Annotated in this window: 30 protein-coding genes; 17 read left to right on the top strand and 13 right to left on the bottom strand. The window is 63.2% G+C overall.

Translation table 11 applies throughout. The features are described from left to right. Positions 1–23 precede the first annotated feature (23 nt). The 4 genes from mnmE to hemE form a co-directional block, all read right to left on the bottom strand. Positions 24–1,316, bottom strand: a complete 1,293-nt coding sequence (mnmE, locus tag ACX3OZ_RS13135; protein ID WP_459094091.1) for a tRNA uridine-5-carboxymethylaminomethyl(34) synthesis GTPase MnmE — start codon at positions 1,314–1,316, stop codon at positions 24–26. A gap of 50 nt (positions 1,317–1,366) precedes the next feature. Continuing rightward, positions 1,367–2,632 (bottom strand): transcription termination factor Rho, encoded by a 1,266-nt coding sequence (gene rho / locus ACX3OZ_RS13130; RefSeq protein WP_459094092.1) that lies wholly within the window; start codon positions 2,630–2,632, stop codon positions 1,367–1,369. A gap of 312 nt (positions 2,633–2,944) precedes the next feature. Next, entirely contained in the window at positions 2,945–3,370 is a 426-nt protein-coding gene (gene hemJ / locus ACX3OZ_RS13125) for a protoporphyrinogen oxidase HemJ (protein WP_459094093.1), read from the bottom strand. 42 nt (positions 3,371–3,412) lie between these two features. Next, a complete protein-coding gene (gene hemE / locus ACX3OZ_RS13120; protein ID WP_459094094.1) occupies positions 3,413–4,438 on the bottom strand; it encodes a uroporphyrinogen decarboxylase in 1,026 nt (341 codons plus the stop codon). A gap of 441 nt (positions 4,439–4,879) precedes the next feature. On the opposite strand from hemE, the gene ACX3OZ_RS13115 reads away from it, so the two are divergent. From ACX3OZ_RS13115 to dnaQ, 4 genes are read left to right on the top strand one after another with little or no spacing between them, the layout of a single operon-like run. Further along, positions 4,880–5,473: a Maf family protein gene (locus ACX3OZ_RS13115; protein WP_459094095.1), complete on the top strand. Its 594-nt coding sequence runs from the start codon at positions 4,880–4,882 to the stop codon at positions 5,471–5,473. Then, positions 5,470–6,300, top strand: a complete 831-nt coding sequence (locus tag ACX3OZ_RS13110; RefSeq protein ID WP_459094096.1) for a shikimate dehydrogenase — start codon at positions 5,470–5,472, stop codon at positions 6,298–6,300. The genes ACX3OZ_RS13115 and ACX3OZ_RS13110 overlap by 4 nt, the downstream gene beginning before the upstream one ends. Positions 6,301–6,303: 3 nt before the next feature. Next, a complete protein-coding gene (gene coaE / locus ACX3OZ_RS13105) occupies positions 6,304–6,900 on the top strand; it encodes a dephospho-CoA kinase (RefSeq protein WP_459104656.1) in 597 nt (198 codons plus the stop codon). After that, entirely contained in the window at positions 6,897–7,601 is a 705-nt protein-coding gene (gene dnaQ / locus ACX3OZ_RS13100; RefSeq protein WP_459094098.1) for a DNA polymerase III subunit epsilon, read from the top strand. The genes coaE and dnaQ overlap by 4 nt, the downstream gene beginning before the upstream one ends. 134 nt (positions 7,602–7,735) lie before the next feature. On the opposite strand, the gene secB is transcribed toward dnaQ, so the two are convergent. Together secB and ACX3OZ_RS13090 are read right to left on the bottom strand one after the other, a co-directional pair. Next, positions 7,736–8,257 carry a protein-export chaperone SecB gene (gene secB / locus ACX3OZ_RS13095; RefSeq protein WP_459094099.1) on the bottom strand — a complete coding sequence of 174 codons (522 nt, stop codon included), beginning with the start codon at positions 8,255–8,257 and terminating at the stop codon, positions 7,736–7,738. An 88-nt stretch (positions 8,258–8,345) separates the two neighbouring features. Continuing rightward, the gene (locus tag ACX3OZ_RS13090; RefSeq protein ID WP_459094100.1) at positions 8,346–8,798 is read right to left on the bottom strand and encodes an FxsA family protein; all 453 of its coding nucleotides are present in this window, start codon (positions 8,796–8,798) and stop codon (positions 8,346–8,348) included. A 162-nt stretch (positions 8,799–8,960) separates the two neighbouring features. Between ACX3OZ_RS13090 and ACX3OZ_RS13085 the strand changes: the two genes are divergently transcribed. From ACX3OZ_RS13085 to ACX3OZ_RS13075, 3 genes are read left to right on the top strand one after another with little or no spacing between them, the layout of a single operon-like run. Further along, a complete protein-coding gene (locus ACX3OZ_RS13085) occupies positions 8,961–9,674 on the top strand; it encodes a Tim44/TimA family putative adaptor protein (protein ID WP_459094101.1) in 714 nt (237 codons plus the stop codon). A 31-nt stretch (positions 9,675–9,705) separates the two neighbouring features. Continuing rightward, the gene (locus tag ACX3OZ_RS13080; RefSeq protein WP_459104655.1) at positions 9,706–10,299 is read left to right on the top strand and encodes a Smr/MutS family protein; all 594 of its coding nucleotides are present in this window, start codon (positions 9,706–9,708) and stop codon (positions 10,297–10,299) included. Continuing rightward, a complete protein-coding gene (locus ACX3OZ_RS13075) occupies positions 10,296–10,664 on the top strand; it encodes a helix-turn-helix domain-containing protein (RefSeq protein ID WP_459094103.1) in 369 nt (122 codons plus the stop codon). The genes ACX3OZ_RS13080 and ACX3OZ_RS13075 overlap by 4 nt, the downstream gene beginning before the upstream one ends. A gap of 146 nt (positions 10,665–10,810) precedes the next feature. On the opposite strand, the gene hslU is transcribed toward ACX3OZ_RS13075, so the two are convergent. The 4 genes from hslU to ACX3OZ_RS13055 form a co-directional block, all read right to left on the bottom strand. Further along, the gene (hslU, locus tag ACX3OZ_RS13070; RefSeq protein WP_459094104.1) at positions 10,811–12,121 is read right to left on the bottom strand and encodes an ATP-dependent protease ATPase subunit HslU; all 1,311 of its coding nucleotides are present in this window, start codon (positions 12,119–12,121) and stop codon (positions 10,811–10,813) included. Further along, a complete protein-coding gene (locus ACX3OZ_RS13065) occupies positions 12,118–12,633 on the bottom strand; it encodes a GNAT family N-acetyltransferase (RefSeq protein ID WP_459094105.1) in 516 nt (171 codons plus the stop codon). Before ACX3OZ_RS13065 ends, hslU begins: the two co-directional genes overlap by 4 nt. Beyond that, positions 12,630–13,190, bottom strand: a complete 561-nt coding sequence (hslV, locus tag ACX3OZ_RS13060; protein ID WP_459094106.1) for an ATP-dependent protease subunit HslV — start codon at positions 13,188–13,190, stop codon at positions 12,630–12,632. The genes ACX3OZ_RS13065 and hslV overlap by 4 nt, the downstream gene beginning before the upstream one ends. Before the next feature lie 68 nt (positions 13,191–13,258). Continuing rightward, positions 13,259–13,744: a hypothetical protein gene (locus tag ACX3OZ_RS13055; protein WP_459094107.1), complete on the bottom strand. Its 486-nt coding sequence runs from the start codon at positions 13,742–13,744 to the stop codon at positions 13,259–13,261. Between the two features lie 131 nt (positions 13,745–13,875). On the opposite strand from ACX3OZ_RS13055, the gene hisB reads away from it, so the two are divergent. The 8 genes from hisB to coaA all read left to right on the top strand — a co-directional run bounded on the left by hisB (position 13,876) and on the right by coaA (position 18,656). Continuing rightward, positions 13,876–14,463 (top strand): imidazoleglycerol-phosphate dehydratase HisB, encoded by a 588-nt coding sequence (gene hisB / locus ACX3OZ_RS13050; protein ID WP_459094108.1) that lies wholly within the window; start codon positions 13,876–13,878, stop codon positions 14,461–14,463. A gap of 139 nt (positions 14,464–14,602) precedes the next feature. After that, positions 14,603–14,950, top strand: coding sequence for a DUF2628 domain-containing protein (locus tag ACX3OZ_RS13045; RefSeq protein ID WP_459094109.1), 348 nt, complete (start codon positions 14,603–14,605; stop codon positions 14,948–14,950). Next, a complete protein-coding gene (gene hisH / locus ACX3OZ_RS13040) occupies positions 14,947–15,594 on the top strand; it encodes an imidazole glycerol phosphate synthase subunit HisH (RefSeq protein ID WP_459094110.1) in 648 nt (215 codons plus the stop codon). The genes ACX3OZ_RS13045 and hisH overlap by 4 nt, the downstream gene beginning before the upstream one ends. After that, a complete protein-coding gene (gene hisA / locus ACX3OZ_RS13035; protein WP_459094111.1) occupies positions 15,591–16,322 on the top strand; it encodes a 1-(5-phosphoribosyl)-5-[(5-phosphoribosylamino)methylideneamino]imidazole-4-carboxamide isomerase in 732 nt (243 codons plus the stop codon). The genes hisH and hisA overlap by 4 nt, the downstream gene beginning before the upstream one ends. Beyond that, positions 16,322–16,540, top strand: coding sequence for a hypothetical protein (locus tag ACX3OZ_RS13030; protein WP_459094112.1), 219 nt, complete (start codon positions 16,322–16,324; stop codon positions 16,538–16,540). The genes hisA and ACX3OZ_RS13030 overlap by 1 nt, the downstream gene beginning before the upstream one ends. After that, positions 16,537–17,313, top strand: a complete 777-nt coding sequence (gene hisF, locus ACX3OZ_RS13025) for an imidazole glycerol phosphate synthase subunit HisF (RefSeq protein ID WP_459094113.1) — start codon at positions 16,537–16,539, stop codon at positions 17,311–17,313. The genes ACX3OZ_RS13030 and hisF overlap by 4 nt, the downstream gene beginning before the upstream one ends. 75 nt (positions 17,314–17,388) lie before the next feature. Beyond that, positions 17,389–17,706, top strand: a complete 318-nt coding sequence (locus tag ACX3OZ_RS13020; RefSeq protein ID WP_459094114.1) for a phosphoribosyl-ATP diphosphatase — start codon at positions 17,389–17,391, stop codon at positions 17,704–17,706. After that, entirely contained in the window at positions 17,706–18,656 is a 951-nt protein-coding gene (gene coaA / locus ACX3OZ_RS13015; protein WP_459094115.1) for a type I pantothenate kinase, read from the top strand. The genes ACX3OZ_RS13020 and coaA overlap by 1 nt, the downstream gene beginning before the upstream one ends. Before the next feature lie 138 nt (positions 18,657–18,794). On the opposite strand, the gene ACX3OZ_RS13010 is transcribed toward coaA, so the two are convergent. Next, a complete protein-coding gene (locus ACX3OZ_RS13010; RefSeq protein ID WP_459094116.1) occupies positions 18,795–19,145 on the bottom strand; it encodes a VOC family protein in 351 nt (116 codons plus the stop codon). A gap of 117 nt (positions 19,146–19,262) precedes the next feature. On the opposite strand from ACX3OZ_RS13010, the gene dapB reads away from it, so the two are divergent. Beyond that, a complete protein-coding gene (dapB, locus tag ACX3OZ_RS13005; RefSeq protein WP_459104654.1) occupies positions 19,263–20,072 on the top strand; it encodes a 4-hydroxy-tetrahydrodipicolinate reductase in 810 nt (269 codons plus the stop codon). Between the two features lie 20 nt (positions 20,073–20,092). After that, the gene (locus ACX3OZ_RS13000) at positions 20,093–20,707 is read left to right on the top strand and encodes a 2,3-bisphosphoglycerate-dependent phosphoglycerate mutase (RefSeq protein WP_459104653.1); all 615 of its coding nucleotides are present in this window, start codon (positions 20,093–20,095) and stop codon (positions 20,705–20,707) included. A 164-nt stretch (positions 20,708–20,871) separates the two neighbouring features. Here the strand turns inward: ACX3OZ_RS13000 and ACX3OZ_RS12995 are convergent, their stop codons facing one another. Together ACX3OZ_RS12995 and ACX3OZ_RS12990 are read right to left on the bottom strand one after the other, a co-directional pair. Then, positions 20,872–21,753 carry a methylated-DNA--[protein]-cysteine S-methyltransferase gene (locus ACX3OZ_RS12995; protein ID WP_459104684.1) on the bottom strand — a complete coding sequence of 294 codons (882 nt, stop codon included), beginning with the start codon at positions 21,751–21,753 and terminating at the stop codon, positions 20,872–20,874. 61 nt (positions 21,754–21,814) lie between these two features. Next, positions 21,815–22,300 (bottom strand): DUF2244 domain-containing protein, encoded by a 486-nt coding sequence (locus tag ACX3OZ_RS12990; RefSeq protein WP_459104652.1) that lies wholly within the window; start codon positions 22,298–22,300, stop codon positions 21,815–21,817. Positions 22,301–22,344: the final 44 nt, after the last annotated feature.

Here is a 22,344-nt window from a genome sequence, read left to right as displayed (position 1 = left end):
GCGGGAACAATGTTCCACGTGAATCATTTGCCGATGCAAAAGCTGGCAAATAGCCGGTCGAGCACGCGTTCAGCATCCAGCCGTCCCACCAGCCGCTCCAGTGCCTGCGAAGCGATACGCAGGCTTTCGGCGGCCAGTTCGGGCATGGCGAGCTGCCCGGTGGACTGGTCCAGCGCGGCCATGGCGGCGGTCAGGGCAGCGCGGTCGCGTTCGCGGCTGAGCAGTGAGGGTTCGCCTTGGGCCAGTTGCCCGCCGAGGCGTTCGATCTCGGCCAGAAGTGCTGTGAGCCCTGCCCCGCTTTGGGCGGATACGGCAATGTGAGCATCGCTTACCGGGCCAAGATCGGCCTTGGTTGCAACGCGGAGCAGCCGGTCATGCGTGGGCGTGACTTCATGGTTGTCGAGATCGGGCGCGGTCAGCCACAGCACGATATCGGCGTTCTGGATCGCCTGGCGGGCGCGACGGATGCCTTCGGCTTCGGCCTTGCTGTCGGTGTCGCGCAAGCCGGCCAGATCGAGCAGGATATAAAGCTGACCATTGATATCGAGCGGCACTTCGCGCACGTCGCGCGTGGTGCCAGCTTCATCGGTGACGATGGCGATATCAGATTTGGCCAGGGCGTTGAGCAGGCTGGATTTGCCGACATTGGGGGCACCAGCCAACGCGACGCGAACACCTTCGCGGACTATGCGGCCGTGTTCGATGGAAGCGACGGCTTCGGCGAGTTCGGCGCGGAGCGCATTGATCGCGCTGGCGAAACTCTCGGGCAGTGCCTCATCGACATCGCCCTCGTCGGAAAAATCGAGGCGCGCTTCAATCTCGGCGCGCAGATCGAGCAGTTGGTCGCGCCAGCCATCGATGCGCTGGGAAAGACCACCCTCAAACCGGGCCAGCGCCTGACGGCGCTGGTTTTCGGTTTCGGCCTCCAGCAGATCGCCCAGGCCTTCGATTTCGACCAGATCGAGCTTGCCGTTTTCAAAGGCGCGACGGGTGAATTCGCCGGCTTCGGCCAGCCGCGCGCCCTGATTGACCAGCAATTTCAGGATGGCACGCACGCCGGCGGGTGAGCCATGCACCTGCAATTCGGCGCAGTCTTCGCCGGTAAAACTATGCGGGGCGGGAAAATAGGCGACCAGGCCACGGTCGAGCAGAGAGTCATGGCCGATTGGGCGCAGCACCAGTTTGCGGGGTTCGGGGACGCTGCCGACGACAGTCTGCAGCAGTCCCGGAACATCCGGCCCGGAGAGGCGGATCACCGCCACTCCGGAAGGCGGTGCCCCGGAGGACAGCGCCACAATGGTATCACCCGACCGCATGGATCAGGCGAAACAATGGGCGGCGGCGGGAAGCAGCGCGCCCATCGTCATTACGTGTTCATCGAGTCGAAGAAGTCGGAATTGGTCTTGGTCTGGCGGACCTTGTCGACCAGGAATTCCATGGCGTCGATGGTCCCCATCGGATTGAGGATACGGCGCAGCACATACATCTTCTTGAGGATATCGGGCTCGACCAGCAGCTCTTCCTTGCGGGTACCCGACTTGGTGATGTCGAGGGCTGGGAAGATGCGCTTGTCGGCGACCTTGCGGTCAAGGATGATTTCCGAGTTGCCGGTGCCCTTGAATTCTTCAAAGATCACTTCGTCCATGCGCGAACCGGTATCGATCAGCGCCGTCGAAATGATGGTCAGCGAACCGCCGCCTTCGATATTGCGCGCCGCGCCGAAGAAGCGCTTCGGGCGCTGCAGAGCGTTGGCGTCGACACCGCCGGTGAGCACCTTGCCGGAGCTCGGCACGACGGTGTTGTAGGCGCGGCCAAGACGGGTGATCGAGTCGAGCAGGATGACCACGTCGCGCTTGTGTTCGACCAGGCGCTTGGCCTTTTCGATCACCATTTCGGCGACCTGAACGTGGCGCGAAGCCGGCTCGTCAAAGGTCGAGGAAATGACTTCGCCGCGCACCGAGCGCTGCATGTCGGTCACTTCTTCCGGACGCTCGTCGATCAGCAGCACGATCAGATAGCATTCGGGGTGATTGGTAGCGATGGACTGTGCAATATTCTGCAACAGTACCGTCTTACCAGTACGCGGCGGCGCAACAATCAGCGCGCGCTGGCCCTTGCCCAAGGGCGTCACCAGATCGAGCAGGCGGGCCGAGCGATCCTTGACCGTGGGGTCGGGCAGCTCCATGCGGAGCCGTTCTTCGGGATAGAGCGGGGTGAGGTTGTCGAAGTTGACCTTGTGGCGAACCGCCTCGGGATCTTCGAAGTTAATCGTGTTTACTTTGAGCAGCGCGAAATAGCGCTCGCCATCCTTGGGAGACCGAATCTGGCCTTCAACCGTGTCGCCGGTGCGCAGACCGAAGCGGCGAATCTGGGATGGGCTGACGTAAATATCGTCGGGACCCGGGAGATAATTGGCGTCCGGGGAACGCAGGAAACCGAAACCGTCGGGCAGAACTTCAACGACGCCTTCGCCGGTGATGTCCACTTCCTGGGCGGCCAGTTCCTTGAGAATGGCAAACATCAATTCCTGTTTGCGCATGGTCGAAGCGTTTTCGACCTCGTGTTCTTCGGCGAACACCAAAAGTTCGGCCGGAGATTTGGCCTTGAGCTCACTGAGCTTCATATTCTGCATGGAGCGATTAAACCCTTGAGGGAAATCTGAAAGTCTTGGGTATTTGGGAGGGCAGGCACCGCGCAGCGACCGGGGAGATCAGCTTTTTTATGGGATGCGTTGTCTGCCATGTAGCGCGATCCGGCGGCAGTTTCAAGAAAGAAACCGAAGCAGGATGTCGGGATTCACGTGAAACAGCTGGGTGTTTCAGCAAACTCACTGTCATCCCGGCCTTGAGCCGGGATCCATCTTGAGATGGTTTAGGAGACGTGATCTCGGGATGGGCCCGGGCTCAAGGCCGGGGTGACATCGCGGGTGGGCAATATTGAAGTTCTAAAACGGCTTCACGATCACCGCGATGACGATGATGATCGCCATCACGAACGGGACTTCGTTGATGGCGCGGAAGAATTTATGCGAGCGAGTGTTGCGGTCTTGCTGGAAGGCGCGCAGCAGCGAGCCGTAAAAGCCCTGCACGCCGCTGAGTGCGATCACCATCACCGCCTTGAGCCACATCCAGCCCATCGAAAAATCGACGAGGCCGAAGCCAAAGGCCAGCCACAGCCCAAAAATCCAGGTGGCGATCATCGCCGGCAGCATGATGCCGCGATAGAGCCGCCGCTCCATGATCTTGAAAGTCTCGGACTGCTCCGAGTCCACCGCGACACCGGCGTGATAGACGAACAGACGGGGCAGATACATCAGCCCCGCCATCCAGGCGATAACGGAGATCACGTGAAACGCCTTGACCCATTCCATAGCGCGAACTCCTCAACAAACGGCCACTAGTGGCCTAGCCGCTTAGCGGCCTTTAACGCGATTCACCAGCTGGGCCATATGCTCAATCGGGGTTTGCGGCACGATGCCGTGGCCCAGATTGAAAATATGCGGGCGATCGCTGAACGCTTCGATGATGGCGTCGACGCGGCGGTCGAGCTGTTCGCCCCCGGTCACCAGGCGCAGCGGATCGAGATTGCCCTGCACCGGCAGGCTGGTCGGCAGCACCGTCTTGGGGAAATCCAGCGGCGTGGAATAATCCAGCCCCACGGCGTTGACGCCGGTGGCTGCCACGTAGCGGGCGATATTGCCGGCGGCGCCGCGCGGAAAGCCGATGATCGGGGCATTGGGAATGCGCGCCCGCACACCTTCGACAATCCGCCGATTGGGTTCGATGACCTGGGTGGTGAAGGCTTCATCGTCGAGATTGAGCGCCCAGCTTTCAAACAGCTGCACCACATCGGCGCCGGCTTCGAGCTGCGCCACCAGATAATCGATGCTGGCAGCGACCAGGATATCCATCAGCCGCGCATAGTCTTCCGGCTGCTGCAAAGCATAAAGCCGCGCCGCCGCCTGATCCGGCGAGCCCCGGCCAGCGATCATATAGGTCGCCACCGTCCAGGGAGAGCCACAGAAGCCGATCAGCGTCTTCTCGGGAGCCAGTGCCGCCCGAACCTTGCGCACGGTCTCCAGGACAGCCTCCAGATGATCCAAAGCCTTTTCCGGCTTGAGGCTCGCCAGCGTCTCGGCGGTCATCGGATCCAGCCGCGGGCCTTCGCCGACTTCAAAGCGAACCGGCTGGCCCAAAGCGTCGGGAATGACCAGGATGTCGGAGAACAGGATGGCGGCGTCGAGATCAAAGCGCCGCAAGGGCTGCAGCGTCACTTCGGCAGCCAGCTCTGGATTGTAGCAGAGGTCGAGAAAGCTGCCGGCCTTGGTACGGATTTCGCGATACTCGGGCAGATAGCGTCCGGCCTGTCGCATCACCCAGATCGGGGGGCGCGCCTGTCGCTCGCCGAGCACGGTTGCGAGGAGGGGTTTGTGGGTCATGTCTGCCTTCCCTTCAAAACCCCTAAAGAGTCTTTCTTACTTCGTATCAGTATTATCATAGCGGTGTTTTGGGACAATTCAGCGCCGTCCACAATCTCTGCCACGGCGGCACAAGCGCGCAGCCCCTTGGTTAACGGCCTGTTAGTATTTGACGGCGGCTCGAGCGTTAACCAGTCGTCAATACGTCTTAACGAGGCGTTAACGTGGCGACTCCCGAGTCAACGATTCGCTTTTCGCTGTGTAAAACCGTTCTGCTATAACGGCTCCCGCCCCGCGGGTTTTCCCCAGTGCTATCCCCAGCCCGGTCCGGCAGGGGTGGCAGGCCAGACTGTTAATGAATTGGTAACGAGGTCGAACAAGTTCGGCAAATGGCCAAAACCATGAGTCATTATCACAGGCTTGGGCTTGAGCTGTGCGGGACAGTGTGGAAAACATCTCCCTATGTTGATCCTTGCCTCCCAGAGCGTCACCCGCAAAGCCCTGCTGGAACAGGCCGGTTTGCGCTTTTCCACCGCCCCGGCCCTGATCGAGGAGCGGGCAGTGGAAAACGCGGTTTTAGCGGCCGGCGGCAATGGTCGCGACGTGGCTTTGCAGTTGGCGCAAAACAAGGCGGCGGCGGTCGCGGCCCAGCATCGCGATGCCATCGTGATCGGCGCCGACCAGACGCTGGGCCTGGGCACCGAACTTTTACACAAGCCGGGGAATCGCGACGAGGCGGCGGCCCAGCTCGACTATCTGCGCGGCAAGACCCATCGCCTGCATGCGGCGGTGGCGCTGGTGCGCAATGACGTGCTGCTGTGGTCCGGCGTCGAGACGGCGGAGCTGACTTTGCGCGAGTTTTCGCCGGCAGAGCGCGACGATGTGCTCAATCGCGAAGGCGATGCTATCCTGGCCTCGGTCGGCGGGTATCGCCTCGAAGGCCCCTCCATCCGCCTGTTTGAAACTGTCAGCGGCGATTATTTCACCATTCTGGGCCTGCCCTTGCTGCCATTGCTGGCCGCCTTGCGCGAATTCGCCCCCGAGACCCTCAATTGACCACCAAAGCCTTCGTTATCGGCCACCCCATCGCCCATTCGCGTTCCCCGCTCATTCACGGCACCTGGCTGGAAGAACACGGCATTGACGGGCGCTATGACGCCATCGATGTCGCCCCATCCGAGCTGCCGGCATTTTTCGAGCGGCTGCGCAGTGGCGAATTTGTCGGCGGCAATGTCACCATTCCACATAAGGAGGCGGTGTTTGCGCTGTGCGACAGCGTCGACCCACTGGCCACCATGATCGGCGCGGTCAACACGCTGGTGGTCAAAGACGGCAAGGTGCATGGCAGCAATACCGACTATCTCGGCTTTCTTGGCAATCTCGATGCTGCGGCCCCCGGCTGGTCCGATGGTCCGGCCGACGCCATGATCATCGGCGCGGGCGGCGCGGCCCGGGCGGTGCTGGTGGCGCTGCGTCGGCGCAATGGCGGCAAGGTGCATGTGCTCAACCGCACGCTGAGCAAGGCCCAGGCGCTGGTTGAAGAGATCGACGGCCCGTTCGAGGCGCATGGCTTTGAGGCTTTTGCCGAACTGGCGCCGCAGATCGGGTTGGTGGTCAATACCAGCTCCATCGGCATGCATGGCAGCCGGTTTGATTGGCTCGATCTGGGGCTGCTGGCCAAGACCAGCCTGGTCACCGATATCGTCTATACCCCGCTGGTGACGCCCCTGCTGGCTGACGCGGCGGCGCATGGCCTGCGCATTGTCGATGGGCTGGGCATGTTGCTGCACCAGGCCGCGCCGGGCTTTGAGGCCTGGTTCGGCGTGCGGCCGACGGTGACGCCGGAACTGCGCGCCCGCGTCGAAGCGACGTTGGAGGGCTGAGTCATGTGGCGCATCGGGCTGACCGGCTCCATCGCCACCGGCAAATCCACCGTGCTCAACGCCTTTGCCGAGCTGGGCGTGCCGGTGTTTTCGGCTGACGCGGCGGTGGCCGAACTCTATGCGGGCGCTGCGGTTGCGCCAGTGGAAGCGCTGTTTCCCGGCGTGATCCGGGATGGCGTCATCGACCGCAATTTACTCTCGCAACGCCTCGCGGCCGATCCATCCGGTTTCGCCCGGCTTGAAGCCGTGGTGCATCCGCTGGTACGGGCGCGCATTGCCCGTTTCATGGACGATGCCGAAGCAGCGGGCGCCGAACTGGCCGTGGTGGAAGTGCCGCTGCTGTTTGAGAGTGGCTATGATTATGGCTTTGACGCGGTGGGCGTCACCTGGGTCGATCCGGCCATTCAGCGCCAGCGGGCTTTGGCAAGGCCGGGCATGACCGTGGATAAGCTCAACGCCATTCTTGCCCGCCAGCTTCCCCAGGCCGACAAGAAGGCACGGGCCACCTATCTCTTCGATACCGGAATGCCCGTTACCGAAACGGTCGGGATGGTCGCGGCGCTTGTCGCTGGCATCAGAGCCAAAGGGCCAAAAAAATGAATCGTGAGATCGTGCTCGATACCGAAACCACCGGCCTGTCGCCCAATTCGGGTGATCGCCTGGTCGAAATCGGCTGTGTCGAGCTGATCAACCACATTCCCTCGGGCCGGCATCACCACGTCTATATCAATCCGCAGCGCTCAATGCCCGAAGAGGCGTTTCGCGTGCATGGGCTGAGCGAGGAATTTCTCTCCGACAAGCCGCTGTTTGCGGCGGTGGCGGCTGATTTCCGTGAATTTATCGGCGATGCCACGCTGGTCATCCACAATGCGCCTTTCGATATGGGCTTTCTCAATGCCGAGCTGGGCAAGCTCGGCCAGCCACCGCTGAGCAATCCGGTCATCGATACGGTGATGCTGGCGCGGCAGAAACACCCCGGCGCCCGCGTCAGCCTTGACGCCATGTGCAAGCATTACGGCATCGACAATTCGCGCCGGACCCTGCACGGCGCGCTGCTCGACAGCGAGATCCTGGCCGAAGTCTATCTTGAACTGCTCGGCGGCAAGCAGGTCAGCCTCGCGCTGATCGCCGAAGACCAGATGTCAGGCGCCGATGCCATCGCCACAAGAACTATTGCCGCCCGTCGTCCGGTGGCATTGCCCAGCCGGCTGAGCGAGAGCGAACGCGCCGCCCATGAAAAACTGGTGGCGACCTTGGGTGACTCCATCTGGGCCCAATACACCGCCCAGGCCGCCGAATAAAAAAAGCCCCGCACGAAGCGGGGCTTTTTGTTTGACTGCCGTCATCACCCGGCTCGTCCGGGTGATCCATCCATCAGCATTCGTGGCTGCCAGTGGATTGCCCGGACAAGCCGGGCAATGACGATGGAGCGGACTTAGTTCGGCTTGTCGGTCTCGGCGCTGTCGGCGGTCAGCGGTGCGGCGCCCTGCTGGGCGGCCAGCTTGGCCAGGTTCTGGCGATAGATGGCGGCAAAATCGACCGGCTCCATCATCAGCGGCGGGAAACCGCCCTGCTGGGTGACACTGGCGAGGACCTGACGCGCAAACGGGAAAATCAGGCGCGGGCATTCGATCATCAGCAGCTGGCTGAGCTGGGCTTCGGGGATGTTCTTGAGACGGAACACGCCGCCATAGACCAGTTCCACATTGAACAGGATGGTCTGCTCGCGATTGGCCTTGGCATTCAGCGTCAGCTCGACCGCGTAGATATCGTCGGCCTGCTTCTTCACCGCCACCGAGATCGAGACGTTGAAGCTCGGATTGCCGCCGCCAGCCATGATCGAGCCGGGCGCGCCCGGGTTTTCGAAGGAAAGGTCGCGGATATACTGGCCCACCATGTTCATCGAGGGCAGTTCGGCAGCCTGGGGGGCCGCGCCGCCCTGGGTTTCGTCGGTCATGGTCTGTGGTCCTTCGCCGGAATATTGTTGCCGCGTGGCTAGCATCTTTGCGCCGAAGCGACAAGCTGGCGGGCGCTTTGCGCCCGGCTTAACGTGGGCGGTAGTCGTCTTCGTCGAGATCGATCGTGCCCTCGCCCAGATGCCGGCCGGTCTGGGGATTGTGGGCGCGATAACCGGCCGTGTCGACCACCGTTACCTTGCTGGCCAGCGCCGCATAAATCCAGCCGCGCACCGGCGGCAGCAGCAGCGCCAATGCCACCACATCGCTGAGCAGCCCCGGCAGCACCAGAAACAGCGCCGCCACCCCGATCATCATCGCCTCGGCAATGGTGCGGCCCGGCATCTGGCCGGCATTTACATTGCTGCGCAGCTGCGTCAGCACCGACAGGCCCTGATGGCGCAGCAGCATGCCCCCGCCAATCGCCGCGCCGATCAGCAGCGCCAGCGTCGGGAACAGGCCAATACTCTGGCCCACCTTGATGAGCAGGGCGATCTCGATAAGCGGCAGGGCAATCAGCCCGAGCGCAAAAAATCGTGCCAAGATATGGGTTTCCTTCTATAGCCAGCGTGGCAAAACACTCTCTCGCCCCGTTGTGAACTGGTTTTGGGGTGAGGCTTTGCCTATATATAGGCACAATGAAGCGCTCAACGAGCGCGCCGCGTCGCTTTTTTGCAGCGCGCTCACGCTAAGGTGCAATGCCCCATGGATGAATTTTTCGATCTGCCCACCCTCATCGTGATTGCTGTGGCAGTCTTCGTACTGTTCCGCTTGCGCTCGGTGCTGGGCACCAGGACCGGCAATGAGCGTCCGCCGCAGGAGCGCCGCAAGCCGCTGGCCGAGGCCACCGCCGAGGACACCGTGGTGCCGCTGCGCCCGCGTGGCACTGCCGCGCCCGAGCTGGATGACGAACGTCGCGCCCGCAAGACCGAAGCCGAGATCGAACAATTCGCCAAGGGCAATGCCGAGCTGGCCGAAGGCTTCCGCGCCGTGGTCGAGGCCGATCCGGGCTTTACCCCGAAATCCTTCCTCGAAGGCGCCAAGCAGGCCTATGAGATGATCGTCACCGCCTTTGCCTCCGGCGATCGCCAGACGTTGAAGAACCTGGTCGAAAAAGAGGTCTATGACGGCTTCCAGCGCGCCATTGCCGATCGCGAGGCCGCCGGCCAGACGGTCGACTTCACCTTTGTCGGCCTGCCCAAGGTGGAATTCTCCGACGCCGAATATGACAAGAAAAACGTGCTGGTGACCGTGCGCTTCCATGCCGAAGTGGTGTCCGCCACCCGCGACAAGGATGGCGCGCTGGTCGACGGCAATGCCGATCAGGTCCAGACCATCGCCGATGAATGGACGTTTGCCCGCAATCCCAAGTCGCGCGATCCCAATTGGAAGGTCGTCACCACCAGCCAGCTCGATTGAACCCAGTAGCGGCGGGCCGGCGTTCCATCCCATGTCCAAGCGTGATCCCAGGCGCCTGCCGCACGACTTCCATCTGTGGACGGCGGTCGCCTCGACCGTCGACCCGCTGCGCCGCAAGGGCCTGCTGAAACTGGCAGCCGGCCCCCTGCCGCTGCCGGTCGAAGAAACGCCGGTGGCGGTGACCGCCGCCACCAAGGCCCCGCCCCGCAAACAGCCGCCGCGCAAACCTTTCCTGCCGCCCTATCAAGCGCCCTTGTCGACGGCGCCCCTGCCGGAAAAGGCCGTCGATCCGGCCATTCGCAAAAAAGTCGGGCGCGGCCGCATCGAGATCGATAGCCGCATCGATCTGCATGGCATGACCCAGCTCGAAGCCCGCGGCGCCCTGCACCGCTTCATTCATGACCGCTTTGGTCGCGGCGACCGCACCGTGCTGGTGATCACCGGCAAGGGCGTCAAAACCGAGCATGACTATATGGCGGCGATGACCCAGCGCGGCGTGCTGCGCACCATGCTGCCGCTCTGGCTGAGCGAACCGACTTTGTCGCCCATGGTATCGGGCTGGAGCCTCGCCGCGCGCGGCCATGGTGGCGAGGGGGCGTGGTATGTGCGCCTGCGTCGGCTATGACGCCATTGGGAGCCAAGATCCGCGAGCTGCGCGAGGCGCGCGGCATTTCACTGAAAGACATGGCGGCAGCGCTCAATGTATCCAGCGCTTATTTGTCGGCACTCGAACATGGCAAACGCGGCAAACCCACCGGCTTCCTGCTGCACCGCATGATCACGTTTTTCAATGTGATCTGGGATGAAGCCGAGGAATTGCAGCGGCTGGCGGAAATCAGCGACCCAAAAGTCACCATCGACACCGGGGGCCTCGTCCCCGAAGCCACCGAACTCACCAACCGGCTGGCGGCCGATATCGGCAAGCTCGACGCCGAGGATTTACGGTTCCTGCGCGACGAACTGGTGCGGCGGTCAGGGAAGAAGCGCTGAACTTTCTTAGTCCCCTCTCCCCTGAGGGGAGAGGGTTAGGGTGAGGGGTTCAGTGCCGGTGAAGGCGCTGCGCCCGCTCCAAACACTGAACCCCTCACCCGACCCTATGGGTCGACCTCTCCCCTCAGGGGAGAGGTGGGTGCGCCCTACAGCACGAACTTGCTCAAATCCTGATCGGCCGCCAGCACGCCGACCTTCTCGGCCACAAACGCGGCGTCGATGGTAATGGTCTGGCCCTGCTTGTCGGGGGCTTCGAAGCTGATGTCCTCCACCAGCCGCTCCATCACCGTCTGCAGCCGCCGCGCACCGATATTTTCGACCGAGTTGTTCACCTTCACCGCCGCATCGGCGATGGCCTCGATGGCGCTCTGGGAGAATTCCAGCGTCACGCCTTCGGTGCCCATCAGCGCCACATATTGCTTGATCAGGCTGGCATCGGTGCTCGACAGGATCTGGATGAAATCCTCGCGCGTCAGCGCCTTCAGCTCCACCCGGATCGGCAGGCGGCCCTGTAGTTCGGGAAGCAAGTCGGACGGCTTGCTGACATGGAAGGCGCCCGAAGCGATGAACAAGATATGGTCGGTTTTGACCGGGCCATATTTGGTCGACACCGTGGTGCCTTCGATCAGCGGCAACAGATCTCGCTGCACGCCTTCGCGCGACGGCCCGCCCTGCGCCCCGCCTTCGCGATGCGCCACCTTGTCGATTTCGTCGATGAAGACGATGCCGTGGTTTTCCACCAGTTCCACCGCTTCGCTGCGCAGCTGGTCCTGATCGAGCAGCTTGTCGGCTTCCTCGGCGATCAGCGGCTCATAGGCGTCCTTGACCTTGATCTTGCGCTTGACCCCGCGCCCGCCCATTGCCGACTTGAACATGTCGGAAAGGTTGATCATGCCGATGCCGCCATTGGGCATGCCGGGAATTTCAAAGCCGCCGGTATTGGGCGCCGGCGTCATTTCGATCTCGATTTCGCTGTCATCCAGCTCGTTATTGCGCAGCTTCTTGCGGAACGAATCGCGGGTCGAGGGTGCCGCCGAATGGCCGACCAGCGCTTCGAGCACCCGGTCCTCGGCATTCTGATGCGCCTGCGCCTGCACATCGGCGCGGCGCTTGTCGCGCAGCACGGCAATGCCGGCTTCCACCAGATCGCGGATGATCTGTTCGACGTCACGGCCGACATAGCCGACTTCGGTGAATTTGGTGGCTTCCACCTTGATGAACGGGGCCTGCGCCAGTCGCGCCAAACGGCGGGCGATCTCGGTCTTGCCGACGCCGGTCGGCCCGATCATCAGGATATTCTTGGGCGTGATCTCGCGGCGCATATCGTCGCCGAGCTGCTGCCGGCGCCAACGATTGCGCAGCGCCACCGCGACAGCGCGCTTGGCGTCATGCTGGCCGACAATATTGCGGTCGAGTTCCGACACGATCTCGCGCGGGGAAAAATTGGCTTCACTCATGGGTTTTCTCCAGGTGCCTTATCGAAAAAGCGCACCATCAGGTGTTCGTCGCAAAAGCGACCGTTCACGCATTGGAAGCGGGGATCGGTGCCGTAAATGGCAAACCCCGCCTTTTGATAGAGCCGGAGGGCCGGCTCATTCTGACTTTCAACGCTGAGATGCAATTGCTGCACCTCGGATTGGGCATGCTCGACCACAGCCCCCAGCAGTGCCCGGGCGCAGCCCGTGCCGCGCATCACCGGTTTGACATAGACCTGATACACCCAGCCGCGATGGGCCTGGCGCTTCTCGCCGCGCTCATAGGCCATGATGCCGACCAGCTCGCCGGCCGGGGTTTCCGCAGCGAAGAACACCAGGGTTGCCAGCAGCTCCAGCAAGTCGGTGACCGAGCGTTGCGCAAACTCCTCGGCGGCACTGAAGAAGGCCGTGGGATGGTTGGTCAGCGCCTCGAGCCGAATGGCGCGATAGGCGTCGACATCATCCCGGGTAAGGCGCCGGATTGCGTAGTTCAATTGTCGAGCTCGATGGTTTCCAGCGTCACATTGCCATTGGTGTAGACGCAGATTTCTTCGGCGATCTTCATGGCGCGGCGTGCGATTTCCTCGGCGTCGAGCTCGGTGGCGTCGGCCAGCGCCAGCGCCGCGCTCAGCGCATAATTGCCGCCCGAGCCGATGGCGGTAACGCCGTGATCGGGGGTCAGCACGTCGCCGGTACCGGTCAGCACCAGGGTTTCCTTCTTGTCGGCCACGATCATCATGGCTTCCAATTTGCGCAGATAGCGGTCGGTGCGCCAATCCTTGGCCAGCTCGACGGCAGCGCGCATCAGCTGGTCGGGATATTGCTCGAGCCGCGCTTCGAGGCGCTCGAACAGGGTGAAGGCGTCGGCGGTGGAGCCGGCAAAACCGCCGATCACCTTGCCGCCCGCCAGCCGCCGCACCTTCTTGGCGCCGTGCTTCATCACGGTCTGGCCCATGGTGACCTGGCCATCGCCCGCCACCACGACCTTGTTGCCCTTGCGCACGGAAACGATGGTCGTCCCGTGCCAGCCGGGGAAATTATTGTCACTCATTGGGGAGGTACTCCAGAACTGTTGAGTGATATTTAGGTGACAGTGCAGCGAATGCAATGCGTGAGTTGCTACATGCCGGCGGCGACGGCGCCGGCGAGCGCGACGGCTTTGTCCCTGGGCAGTCCAAAGGTCGCCACCGTCACGGTGTCGTCCTGGTTGATGAAGCTGATGCTATAGGCTTGCGAGGGGTTATCGGCGGGGTCGATGATGAAGCCGGCCTGCCAGGGCCCGTCCAGGGGCGCCAGATTCTCGGCGCCGACATTGTCAGCCATCCCCGCCTGCGACTGGGCGAAATATTGCAGCGGCGTGCCCCCGACGATGTTCTGGCTGGCGGCGGTGATGGACGTAATTTTGGCGTAGACCTCGTCGCCACCTTGCCAATTGCAGAAGGATACCCCGTCCTGGTCACCGCGCTCGATGAGGGTGGCGAGTCCGCCGAAGCTCTGCTCCAGCATGCCGCTCGGGACCATGTCGCAGGCGGTGCGGCTCGACTGGGCCAAGGCGGGCGACGCCGACAGCACCGCGGCGGTGGCGAGAATCAACATTTGGCGCATGGTCATCTCCGTGAGGCGGGATGCCCAGATCGTCAGCCGAATGTGGCGCAATGACGGGTGCTCCCCTAACGTGATCTTCACGGCTGCATGCCTATCTGCTAGTCAGCCCCGGTATTCTCGGAGACCTGACCATGCGCACCGCCAGCATTGCCCGTAAGACCAATGAGACCGAGATCGCCGTCTCGATCAACCTCGACGGCACCGGCGCGCATAAGATGGCGACCGGCATCGGCTTTTTCGATCACATGCTCGACCAGCTGTCGCGCCACTCGCTGATCGATATGGAGGTCAGCTGCAAGGGTGATCTGCACATCGATTTTCACCACACGGCGGAAGATGTCGGCATCGCTTTGGGCCAGGCCATCCAGCAGGCCCTTGGCGACAAGAAGGGCATCCGCCGCTATGCCAGCGCCGACCTGCCGATGGATGGCACGCTGACCCGCGCCGCGCTTGACGTGTCCGGCCGCCCGTTCCTGGTGTTCCGCGCCGAGTTTTCGCGCGACAAGGTCGGCGAGATGGACACCGAGCTGTTTCGTGAGTTCTTTCAGGCCTTTGCCATGAATGCCGGCATCACGCTGCATATCGAAAACTTCTACACCGACAACAACCACCATCTGGCCGAGTCGATGTTCAAGGCCGTCGCCCGCGCCCTGCGCGATGCGGTGGAGATCGATCCGCGCGTCGGTGACCGCGTGCCCAGCACCAAGGGCACGCTGTAAGGCTTTCGTTTTCGCGGTTTTTGCACTAGATCGTCCCCCATCTGCGGTGTCACCCCGGCCTTGAGCCGGGGCCCATCCTGAGATCTCAAGATGGATCCCGGCTCAAGGCCGGGATGACATCGAGGTACTGGAGACCATTGTGACCCTCTACGCCATCTTCGACCCGAAGCCTGGGCAACCCGCTCTGCCGGCAGCCATCCCGGAAACCTTCTCGTGGTTTGCCGCCTTCTTGCCGCCGATCTTCCTGGCCACGCATGGCCTCTGGCTGGAACTGCTGCTCTGGATCGTCAAACTCGTGGCGCTGGTCATCCTCGCCCGCTTCATCGGCGGCGATGCCGCCTTCCTGCTCTATCTCACCACCGTCATCTGGCTCGGCTTTGCCGCCTCGGGGCTCCGCCGTCATGCCCTGCAACTGCGCGGCTGGACCCATCGCGGTGATCGCGTCGCGCTCAGTGCCGAGCTGGCGCAGCTGGAGGCGTTGGCATGAGTGTGGTCACCATCATTGATTATGGCGCCGGTAATCTCGCCTCCGCCGCCAATGCTTTCCGTCGCGTCGCTGCTGACCGTGGCATCGACATCGTCGTCACCGCTGATCCCGAGCTGGTGCGCCGGGCCGACCGCATCATGCTGCCCGGCGTCGGCGCCTTTGCCGATTGCAAGGCCGGGCTCGATGCGGTGCCGGGCATGGTGGAGATGCTCGAAGAGCGGGTGATTCGCGGTGGCGTGCCCTTCCTCGGCGTCTGTGTCGGCATGCAGCTGATGGCCAGTGAAGGCCGCGAAAAGACCATCACCCCGGGCCTCGGCTGGATTCCCGGCGCAGTGCAGGCGCTGGCCCCGACGGACCCGGCGCTCAAAATTCCGCATATGGGCTGGAACACCATCGAGGTGACGCGGCCCCATGCTTTGCTCGACGGCATTCCCACTGGCCCTGACGGCCTGCATGCCTATTTCGTGCATTCCTATCATCTGGTGACCGCCAGCGCCGAGACGCTGGTCGCCACCACCGACTATGGCGGGCCAATCACCGCCTGCGTTGGCCGTGACAATCTGTTCGGCGCCCAGTTCCACCCGGAAAAAAGCCAGGCACTGGGCCTCAAGCTCATCGATAATTTTCTAAGGTGGACTCCATGATCCTGTTCCCTGCCATCGATCTCAAGGATGGCCAGTGCGTTCGCCTCAAGCTGGGCGATATGGACCAGGCCACCGTGTTCAACGACGACCCGGGCGCCCAGGCGCGCAGCTTTGAAGAGCAGGGCTTTGAATATCTCCACGTCGTCGACCTCAACGGCGCCTTTGCCGGCGAGAGCGTCAATGGCGCAGCGGTGGAAGCCATCCTTAAATCGGTAAAATTCCCGGTGCAGCTGGGCGGCGGTATTCGCAGCCTGGCCCATATCGAAGCTTGGCTCGACAAGGGCCTGGCCCGGGTCATCCTCGGCACCGTCGCGGTGCGTGATCCGGCCCTGGTGAAAGAGGCCGCCAAAAAATGGCCGGGCCAGGTCGCGGTCGGCATTGACGCGCGCGGTGGCATGGTGGCCGTCGAAGGCTGGGCGGAAACCTCCGAGCTGGCGGTGATCGAGTTGGCCAAGCGCTTTGAAGGCGCGGGCGTCGCCGCCATCATCTATACCGATATCGACCGCGACGGCATTCTGGCCGGCATCAATTGGGACTCGACGCTGGAGCTGGCCCGCGCCACCTCCATTCCGGTAATCGCCTCGGGTGGCCTCGCCTCGATGGACGATATCGAGCGCATGACCCAGCCCGAATATGCCGTGCTGGAAGGCGCCATTTCCGGCCGCGCGCTCTATGACGGGCGCATTGATTCACGTGAAGCACTGGCCCTGCTGAAGGCTGCCGCCTGATGGCAGCGCCGCGCCACATCATGATCTCGAAGGTCAATTGGTGGTGGTATCTGGTGCCGATCGTCCCCATTCTGGCACTGGGTTATGCGGCGCTGCTCAACTGGCTACCGAGCTGGGCCCTGCTCGTCGCCATCTTCGCTTTTTTCATGTGGCTGTTTTCGCTGGCGTTCACGCTGGTCGCCACGCTGACCCGCAACGCCCGGAAACCTCGTCCATGACTTTGAAGACCCGCCTCATCCCCTGCCTCGACGTCAAGGACGGCCGTGTGGTCAAGGGCGTGCAGTTTGTCGATCTGATCGATGCCGGCGATCCGGTGGCCGCCGCCATCGCCTATGACGCCGCCGGCGCCGATGAGCTGACCTTTCTCGATATCGCCGCCACCCATGAAGGCCGCGACACCATTTTCGACGTGGTGGCCCGCACCGCCGAACATTGTTTCATCCCGCTGACGGTGGGCGGCGGCGTGCGCAGCATTGAGGATATCAGGAAGCTCCTGCTGGCCGGTGCCGACAAGGTGGCGGTCAATTCGGCGGCCGTGACCGATCCTGATTTCATTGCCCGCGCCGCCGACAAATTCGGCAATCAATGCATCGTCGTCGCGGTCGACGCCAAGCAGCGCACCGATGGTGCTGGCTGGGAAATCTACACCCATGGCGGCCGCAACCCGACCGGGCTCGATGCCGTGGAATTCGCTGCCCGCATGGTGGCGCGCGGCGCCGGCGAATTGCTGGTCACCTCGATGGACCGCGACGGCACCAAGTCGGGCTTTGATCTGAAACTGACCCGCGCCATTGCCGATGCGGTGGAAGTGCCGGTGATCGCCTCGGGCGGCGTCGGCACGCTGCAGCATCTGGTCGATGGCGTGGTGGAAGGCCATGCCAGCGCCGTGCTGGCCGCCTCGATCTTCCATTTCGGCACCTTCACCATTCAGCAGGCCAAGCAATATCTGCGCGACCACGGCATCGACGTGCGCATGGATGGCGCGGCTTAGGTCGTAGAGACGTAGCTGAAGTTTTTTGCTCTAAGCCTGCCCCAAACGCGATGGGGATGAGGAGCCTCTACTGCCATGACCCTTGACGACCTCGAAGCCCGCATCGCCCTCCGCGCTGCCGCCTCACCCGAAGACAGCTACACCGCCAAGCTGATCGCCCGCGGCATGAATAAATGCGCGCAAAAACTGGGCGAGGAAGCCACCGAAGCGGTGATCGCCGCCGTCACCGGCGACCGCCCCGAGCTGGTCAAGGAAGCGGCGGATGTGTTGTATCATTTGCTGGTGGTGCTGCGCGCCGCCGAGGTGCCGCTGGCCGAGGTGATGGCCGAACTCGATACCCGCACCGCCCAGTCGGGCCTGGCCGAAAAAGCCGCCCGCAAGGATCAGCACTGATGGCGCGCCGCTCTCCGGTGCTGGCGCCCTATCATCACTTCACCAAGCATCAATGGAGCGCCCTGCGCGCCGATGAGCCGATGACGCTGGACGCCGCCGACATCAAGCGGCTGCGTACCCTCAGCGATCCGATTTCGCTGGAAGAGGCCGAAGAGGTCTATCTGCCGCTGACCCGCCTGCTGTCATTCTATGTCGAGGCGGTGCAGGGCCTGCACAATGTGTCGACGCGGTTTCTCGAAACCCCCGACCAGAAAGTGCCCTTCATCATCGGCGTCGCCGGCTCGGTTGCCGTCGGCAAATCGACCACCGCGCGCATCCTGCAGGCGCTGTTGCAGCGCTGGCCCGCCAGCCCGCAGGTCGATCTGGTGACCACCGACGGCTTCCTCTACCCCAACGCGATCCTGGCCGAACGCGGCATCATGGAGCGCAAGGGCTTTCCCGAAAGCTATGACCGCGCCCGCTTCGTGCAGTTCCTCGCCGATATCAAATCGGGCCAGGGGCACGTGGACGTGCCGGTCTATTCCCACCTGGTCTATGACGTGGTGGCCGGCAGCAATGTGATCATCGACCGGCCGGACATTTTGATCGTCGAGGGGCTGAACATCCTGCAGCCGGGCGAGCTGCCCAGCGATGGCAAGCCGATCCTGTTCGCCTCCGATTTCATCGATTTCTCGATCTATATCGACGCCGACAATGACGATCTGGAAGCCTGGTTCATGGAGCGCTTCTTCCGCCTGCGCGACACCGCGTTCAAGGACCCGACCTCCTTCTTCCGCAAATTCGCCGAGATGAGCGAAGCCGAGGCCGGCGAATTCGGCAAGACAGTGTGGCGCAGCATCAACCTGCCCAACCTGCTGGAAAACGTCCTGCCGACCCGCAGCCGCGCCGATCTGGTGCTGAAAAAGGGCCGCAGCCACATGATCGAAAAAGTGCAGCTACGGCGGGTTTAGCTTCTGCGAGAGCCCCACCCCCGATGTCACCCCGGCCTTGAGCCGGGGCCCATCCCCCGATAGTGCCGGTAACACCCATCTCAGGATGGGTCCCGGCTCAAGGCCGGGATGACACCGCGTTTTGGTGAGCGGCTTTGGTCAATACGTCCCCGGCTGCGGCTGGCTAAAGATGATCTGATTGCCATCCGGATCACGAAACTTTGCCGTTTTGAAGAAATCGCCCATCGCCTGGGCCACCGGCTTGAGGCCGTGCAGGTCGAGCCGGGCCAGTTCGGGGGCCAGCTCGTCGACGATCAGCGTCAGTGACGAGGCGCCGGCCCGGTCGGCGTCAGTGAACACCTGCACCCAGCCACCGCCGGGCAGCTTCCATTCGGCCACTTCGCTCATCGGGCGGGCATCGGCCAGTCGGCCGAACAGCGTCTCATAATATTCGAGCACCTCGCTCAGATCGTCCACCGCGATGCCGGCAAGCACATTGGAGATGGTCAATTGGCGTCCCTTTGTCTGCGTCGAAGCTGATCCTAGCATGTTGACCGCATTGGGGCAGTGCTGTTGGCGTTTACGCCCGGCGCTGCTATAGGCAGGCCAGATTTCAGGAGGCGGGCAATGGCACAATTGCGGGTCGTGGTAGCAGGCGCCGGTGGGCGCATGGGGGCGGCCAATATCCGCGCGGTGACAGAGCATCCGGGCCTTGTGCTGCATGCCGCGCTGGATCGCCCTGGCGCCCCGGCGCTGGGCATTGATGCCGGCACCCATGCCGGCCTGCCGGCGCTGAATATCGCCATTACCGACGATATCGATGCGGCGCTGGCCGGCGCTGACGTCATCATCGACTTCACCGCGCCCGGCTCCAGCGTCATGCTGGCCAGCAAGGCGGCCGAGCTCGGCCTCGTCCATATCATCGGCACCACCGGCTGCGCGCCGGCCGACGATGCGGCCATTGCCCAGTCGGGCGCTGCCGGGGCGCGCATCGTCAAATCCGGCAATTTCTCGCTCGGCGTCAATGTGCTGGCCAGCCTGGTCCGCAAGGCGGCCAGCATGCTGGCCGATTACGACGTGGAAATCCTCGAAATGCACCACAACCGCAAGGTCGATGCGCCCTCGGGCACCGCCCTGCTGTTGGGCGAGGCAGTGGCCGAAGGCCGCAATATCGCGCTGCGGGATCATTCGGTGCGCGTCCGCGATGGCCATACCGGCCCGCGCGAAGCCGGCACCATCGGCTTCGCCACCCTGCGCGGCGGCACGGTGGTCGGCGATCATTCGGTGATCTTTGCCGGCCCGCATGAACGCGTCGAGTTCAATCACCGCGCCGAAGACCGCGCCATGTTTGCCAATGGCGCCGCCCGCGCCGCGCTGTGGGCCGCCAGCCAACAGCCCGGCCTTTATTCCATGGCCGACGTGCTCGGCCTCAACTGATCATAACAAGGAAGTCTGCGATGACCGGTACCCTGATCCTCGTCCGCCACGGCCAGAGCGAGTGGAACCTCAAAAACCTGTTCACCGGCTGGCGCGATCCGGACCTGACCGAACTGGGTATCGAGGAGGCGCGCGCCACCGGCAAGGCGCTCAAGGCCAGCGGCATCGTGCCGGACCTGTATTACACCTCGGCTTTGCGCCGGGCCCAGCACACGCTCGATCTGATGCTGGAAGAGATGGGCATTTTCAATCTCACCATCATCCGCAATATCGCGCTCAATGAGCGCGACTATGGCGATCTCTCCGGCCTCAACAAGGACGACGCCCGCGCCAAATGGGGCGAGGAACAGGTGCTGATCTGGCGCCGTTCGTTCGACGTGCCGCCCCCGGGTGGCGAGAGCCTCAAGGATACCGCCGCCCGCACCCTGCCCTATTACGACAGCGAAATCCTGCCCCAGCTGCAGGCCGGCAAAACCGTGCTGGTCGCCGCCCACGGCAATTCGCTGCGCGCCCTGGTGATGGCCATTGAAGGGCTGACCCCGGACGAGATTTTGCAGCGCGAAATCGGCACCGGCCAGCCGACGGTGTACAAGATCGGCGCCGATGGGAAGCTGCTGGAGCGGGTCGAACTCTAGAGTTCTCGGCTCCACCCCCTCCTAGCCTCCCCCATCAAGGGGGAGGTATCAGATCGAGTGTTGGGCAGCATCTCGCCTCACCCACAGAACAGCACCTCCCCCTAGATGGGGGAGGTTGGGAGGGGGTGGGGCCACGATCACCAGCCCAAGGATTCACGTGAAACTTAATGCGCGGCGGAGATCACGCCGGCTTCCCAGCCCAGGATCGCCCGCTTGCGCGGCACGCCCCAGTGATAGCCGGTGAGCGCGCCAGAAGTGCCAACCACACGATGGCAGGGCACCACAAACGAAATCGGGTTCTTGCCCACCGCCGCGCCCACCGCCCGCGCCGCCTTGGGCCGGCCCACCGCATTGGCGACGCTCTGATAGGTGGTGGCCTGGCCCACCGGAATCTTGAGCAGCGTCTCCCACACCTTCACCTCGAAATCGGTGCCAATCAGCACCAGCCGCACCGGATGGTCGGGCGACCAGCGCGCTGGATCAAAGGCATCGGCCACCATCGGCGCGATGCGGGCGTCGTCGCGGGTAAAGCGGGCATTGGGCCAGCGATTGGCCAGATCCTCAAAGGCCTGCTGCACCGAAATCTCTTCATCGGCAAAGCCCAGCCCCGACATGCCGTAGTCGGTAGCCGTCACCACCGCCATGCCGAAGGGCGACGGCGCCGCGCCCCACACCATGTCGAGCCCGGCGCCGCCGGCGCGGAACTGGCCCGGCGGCATCGCTTCATAAGTGACAAACAAATCATGCAGCCGCGAGGTCGAGCTGAGGCCCACCTCATAGGTGGTGTCGAGCACGCTTTGCTTGTCGCGCAGCAGGCTCTTGGCATGGTCAAGCGCCACCGCCTGGGCAAAGCTCTTGGGGCTGAGGCCACACCAGCGGCGGAACAAATCGGTCAGTTGGCGTTCGCTCAGCCCCAGCGCCCGGGCAAAGCCGGGCAGGTCGAGCGCATCGGGGCCGTGTTCGCTGAGATAGCGGATAGCGGCGCGGATGGTGTCGTAATCCGTGGCGGGGGTCATATGCGTGATCTGGTTCATCGGGACACCCATCTGGTGATGTTTCAAGGTGTCTGTCTAGGCCGCTTGGTCGCCACGCGCGACCCGGTTTTGACTAGGCGGCCTGCCGGGCGCGGCGTAACGCCGTGCCAAAGGCCTGGGCGAAGCTCGATCGATCCTCGGGCCCGAGAAACGCGCCGATGGCGATTTCATCGGCACCGTTGCGCAGGCCCATCGATTGGGTTTTTTCATTGGCATCGCGATGCAGCACCAGCCGCACCGCCTGCGGATCAAAGCGCTGCAAGGTCCGGCCGCCCTTGCCGTCAATGGTGACGATTTCCAGCTGGTCTTGCCACAGGGTCACCTGTTGGGTTACCCGGCGCTGGCGCGACTGCCGCACGCTGAGGGCGGTCAGCCCGCCAAAGCCCACGACAAAGGCCACGCCTGCCGGCACCAGCATTTCCGGCACCACCACCACCAGCGGCGAAGCCAATATGGCGCTGGTGAAAAACGCCAGCCAGCCACCGGTCAGCCGGGCCGAACGGTCGGGCTTCAGTGTCGCAGCGAACAGGGGCGCGGTGGTTGTGGCTTGCATTGGCATGGCGGTCTCTTGGACACTATAGGCGCAGAATCAGGGGCGAGAGA

It is taken from the genome of Devosia sp. A369 (assembly GCF_054489345.1).
Note: the sequence above shows the minus strand (reverse complement) of the source record. Positions and strands in the feature narration are given on the sequence as shown.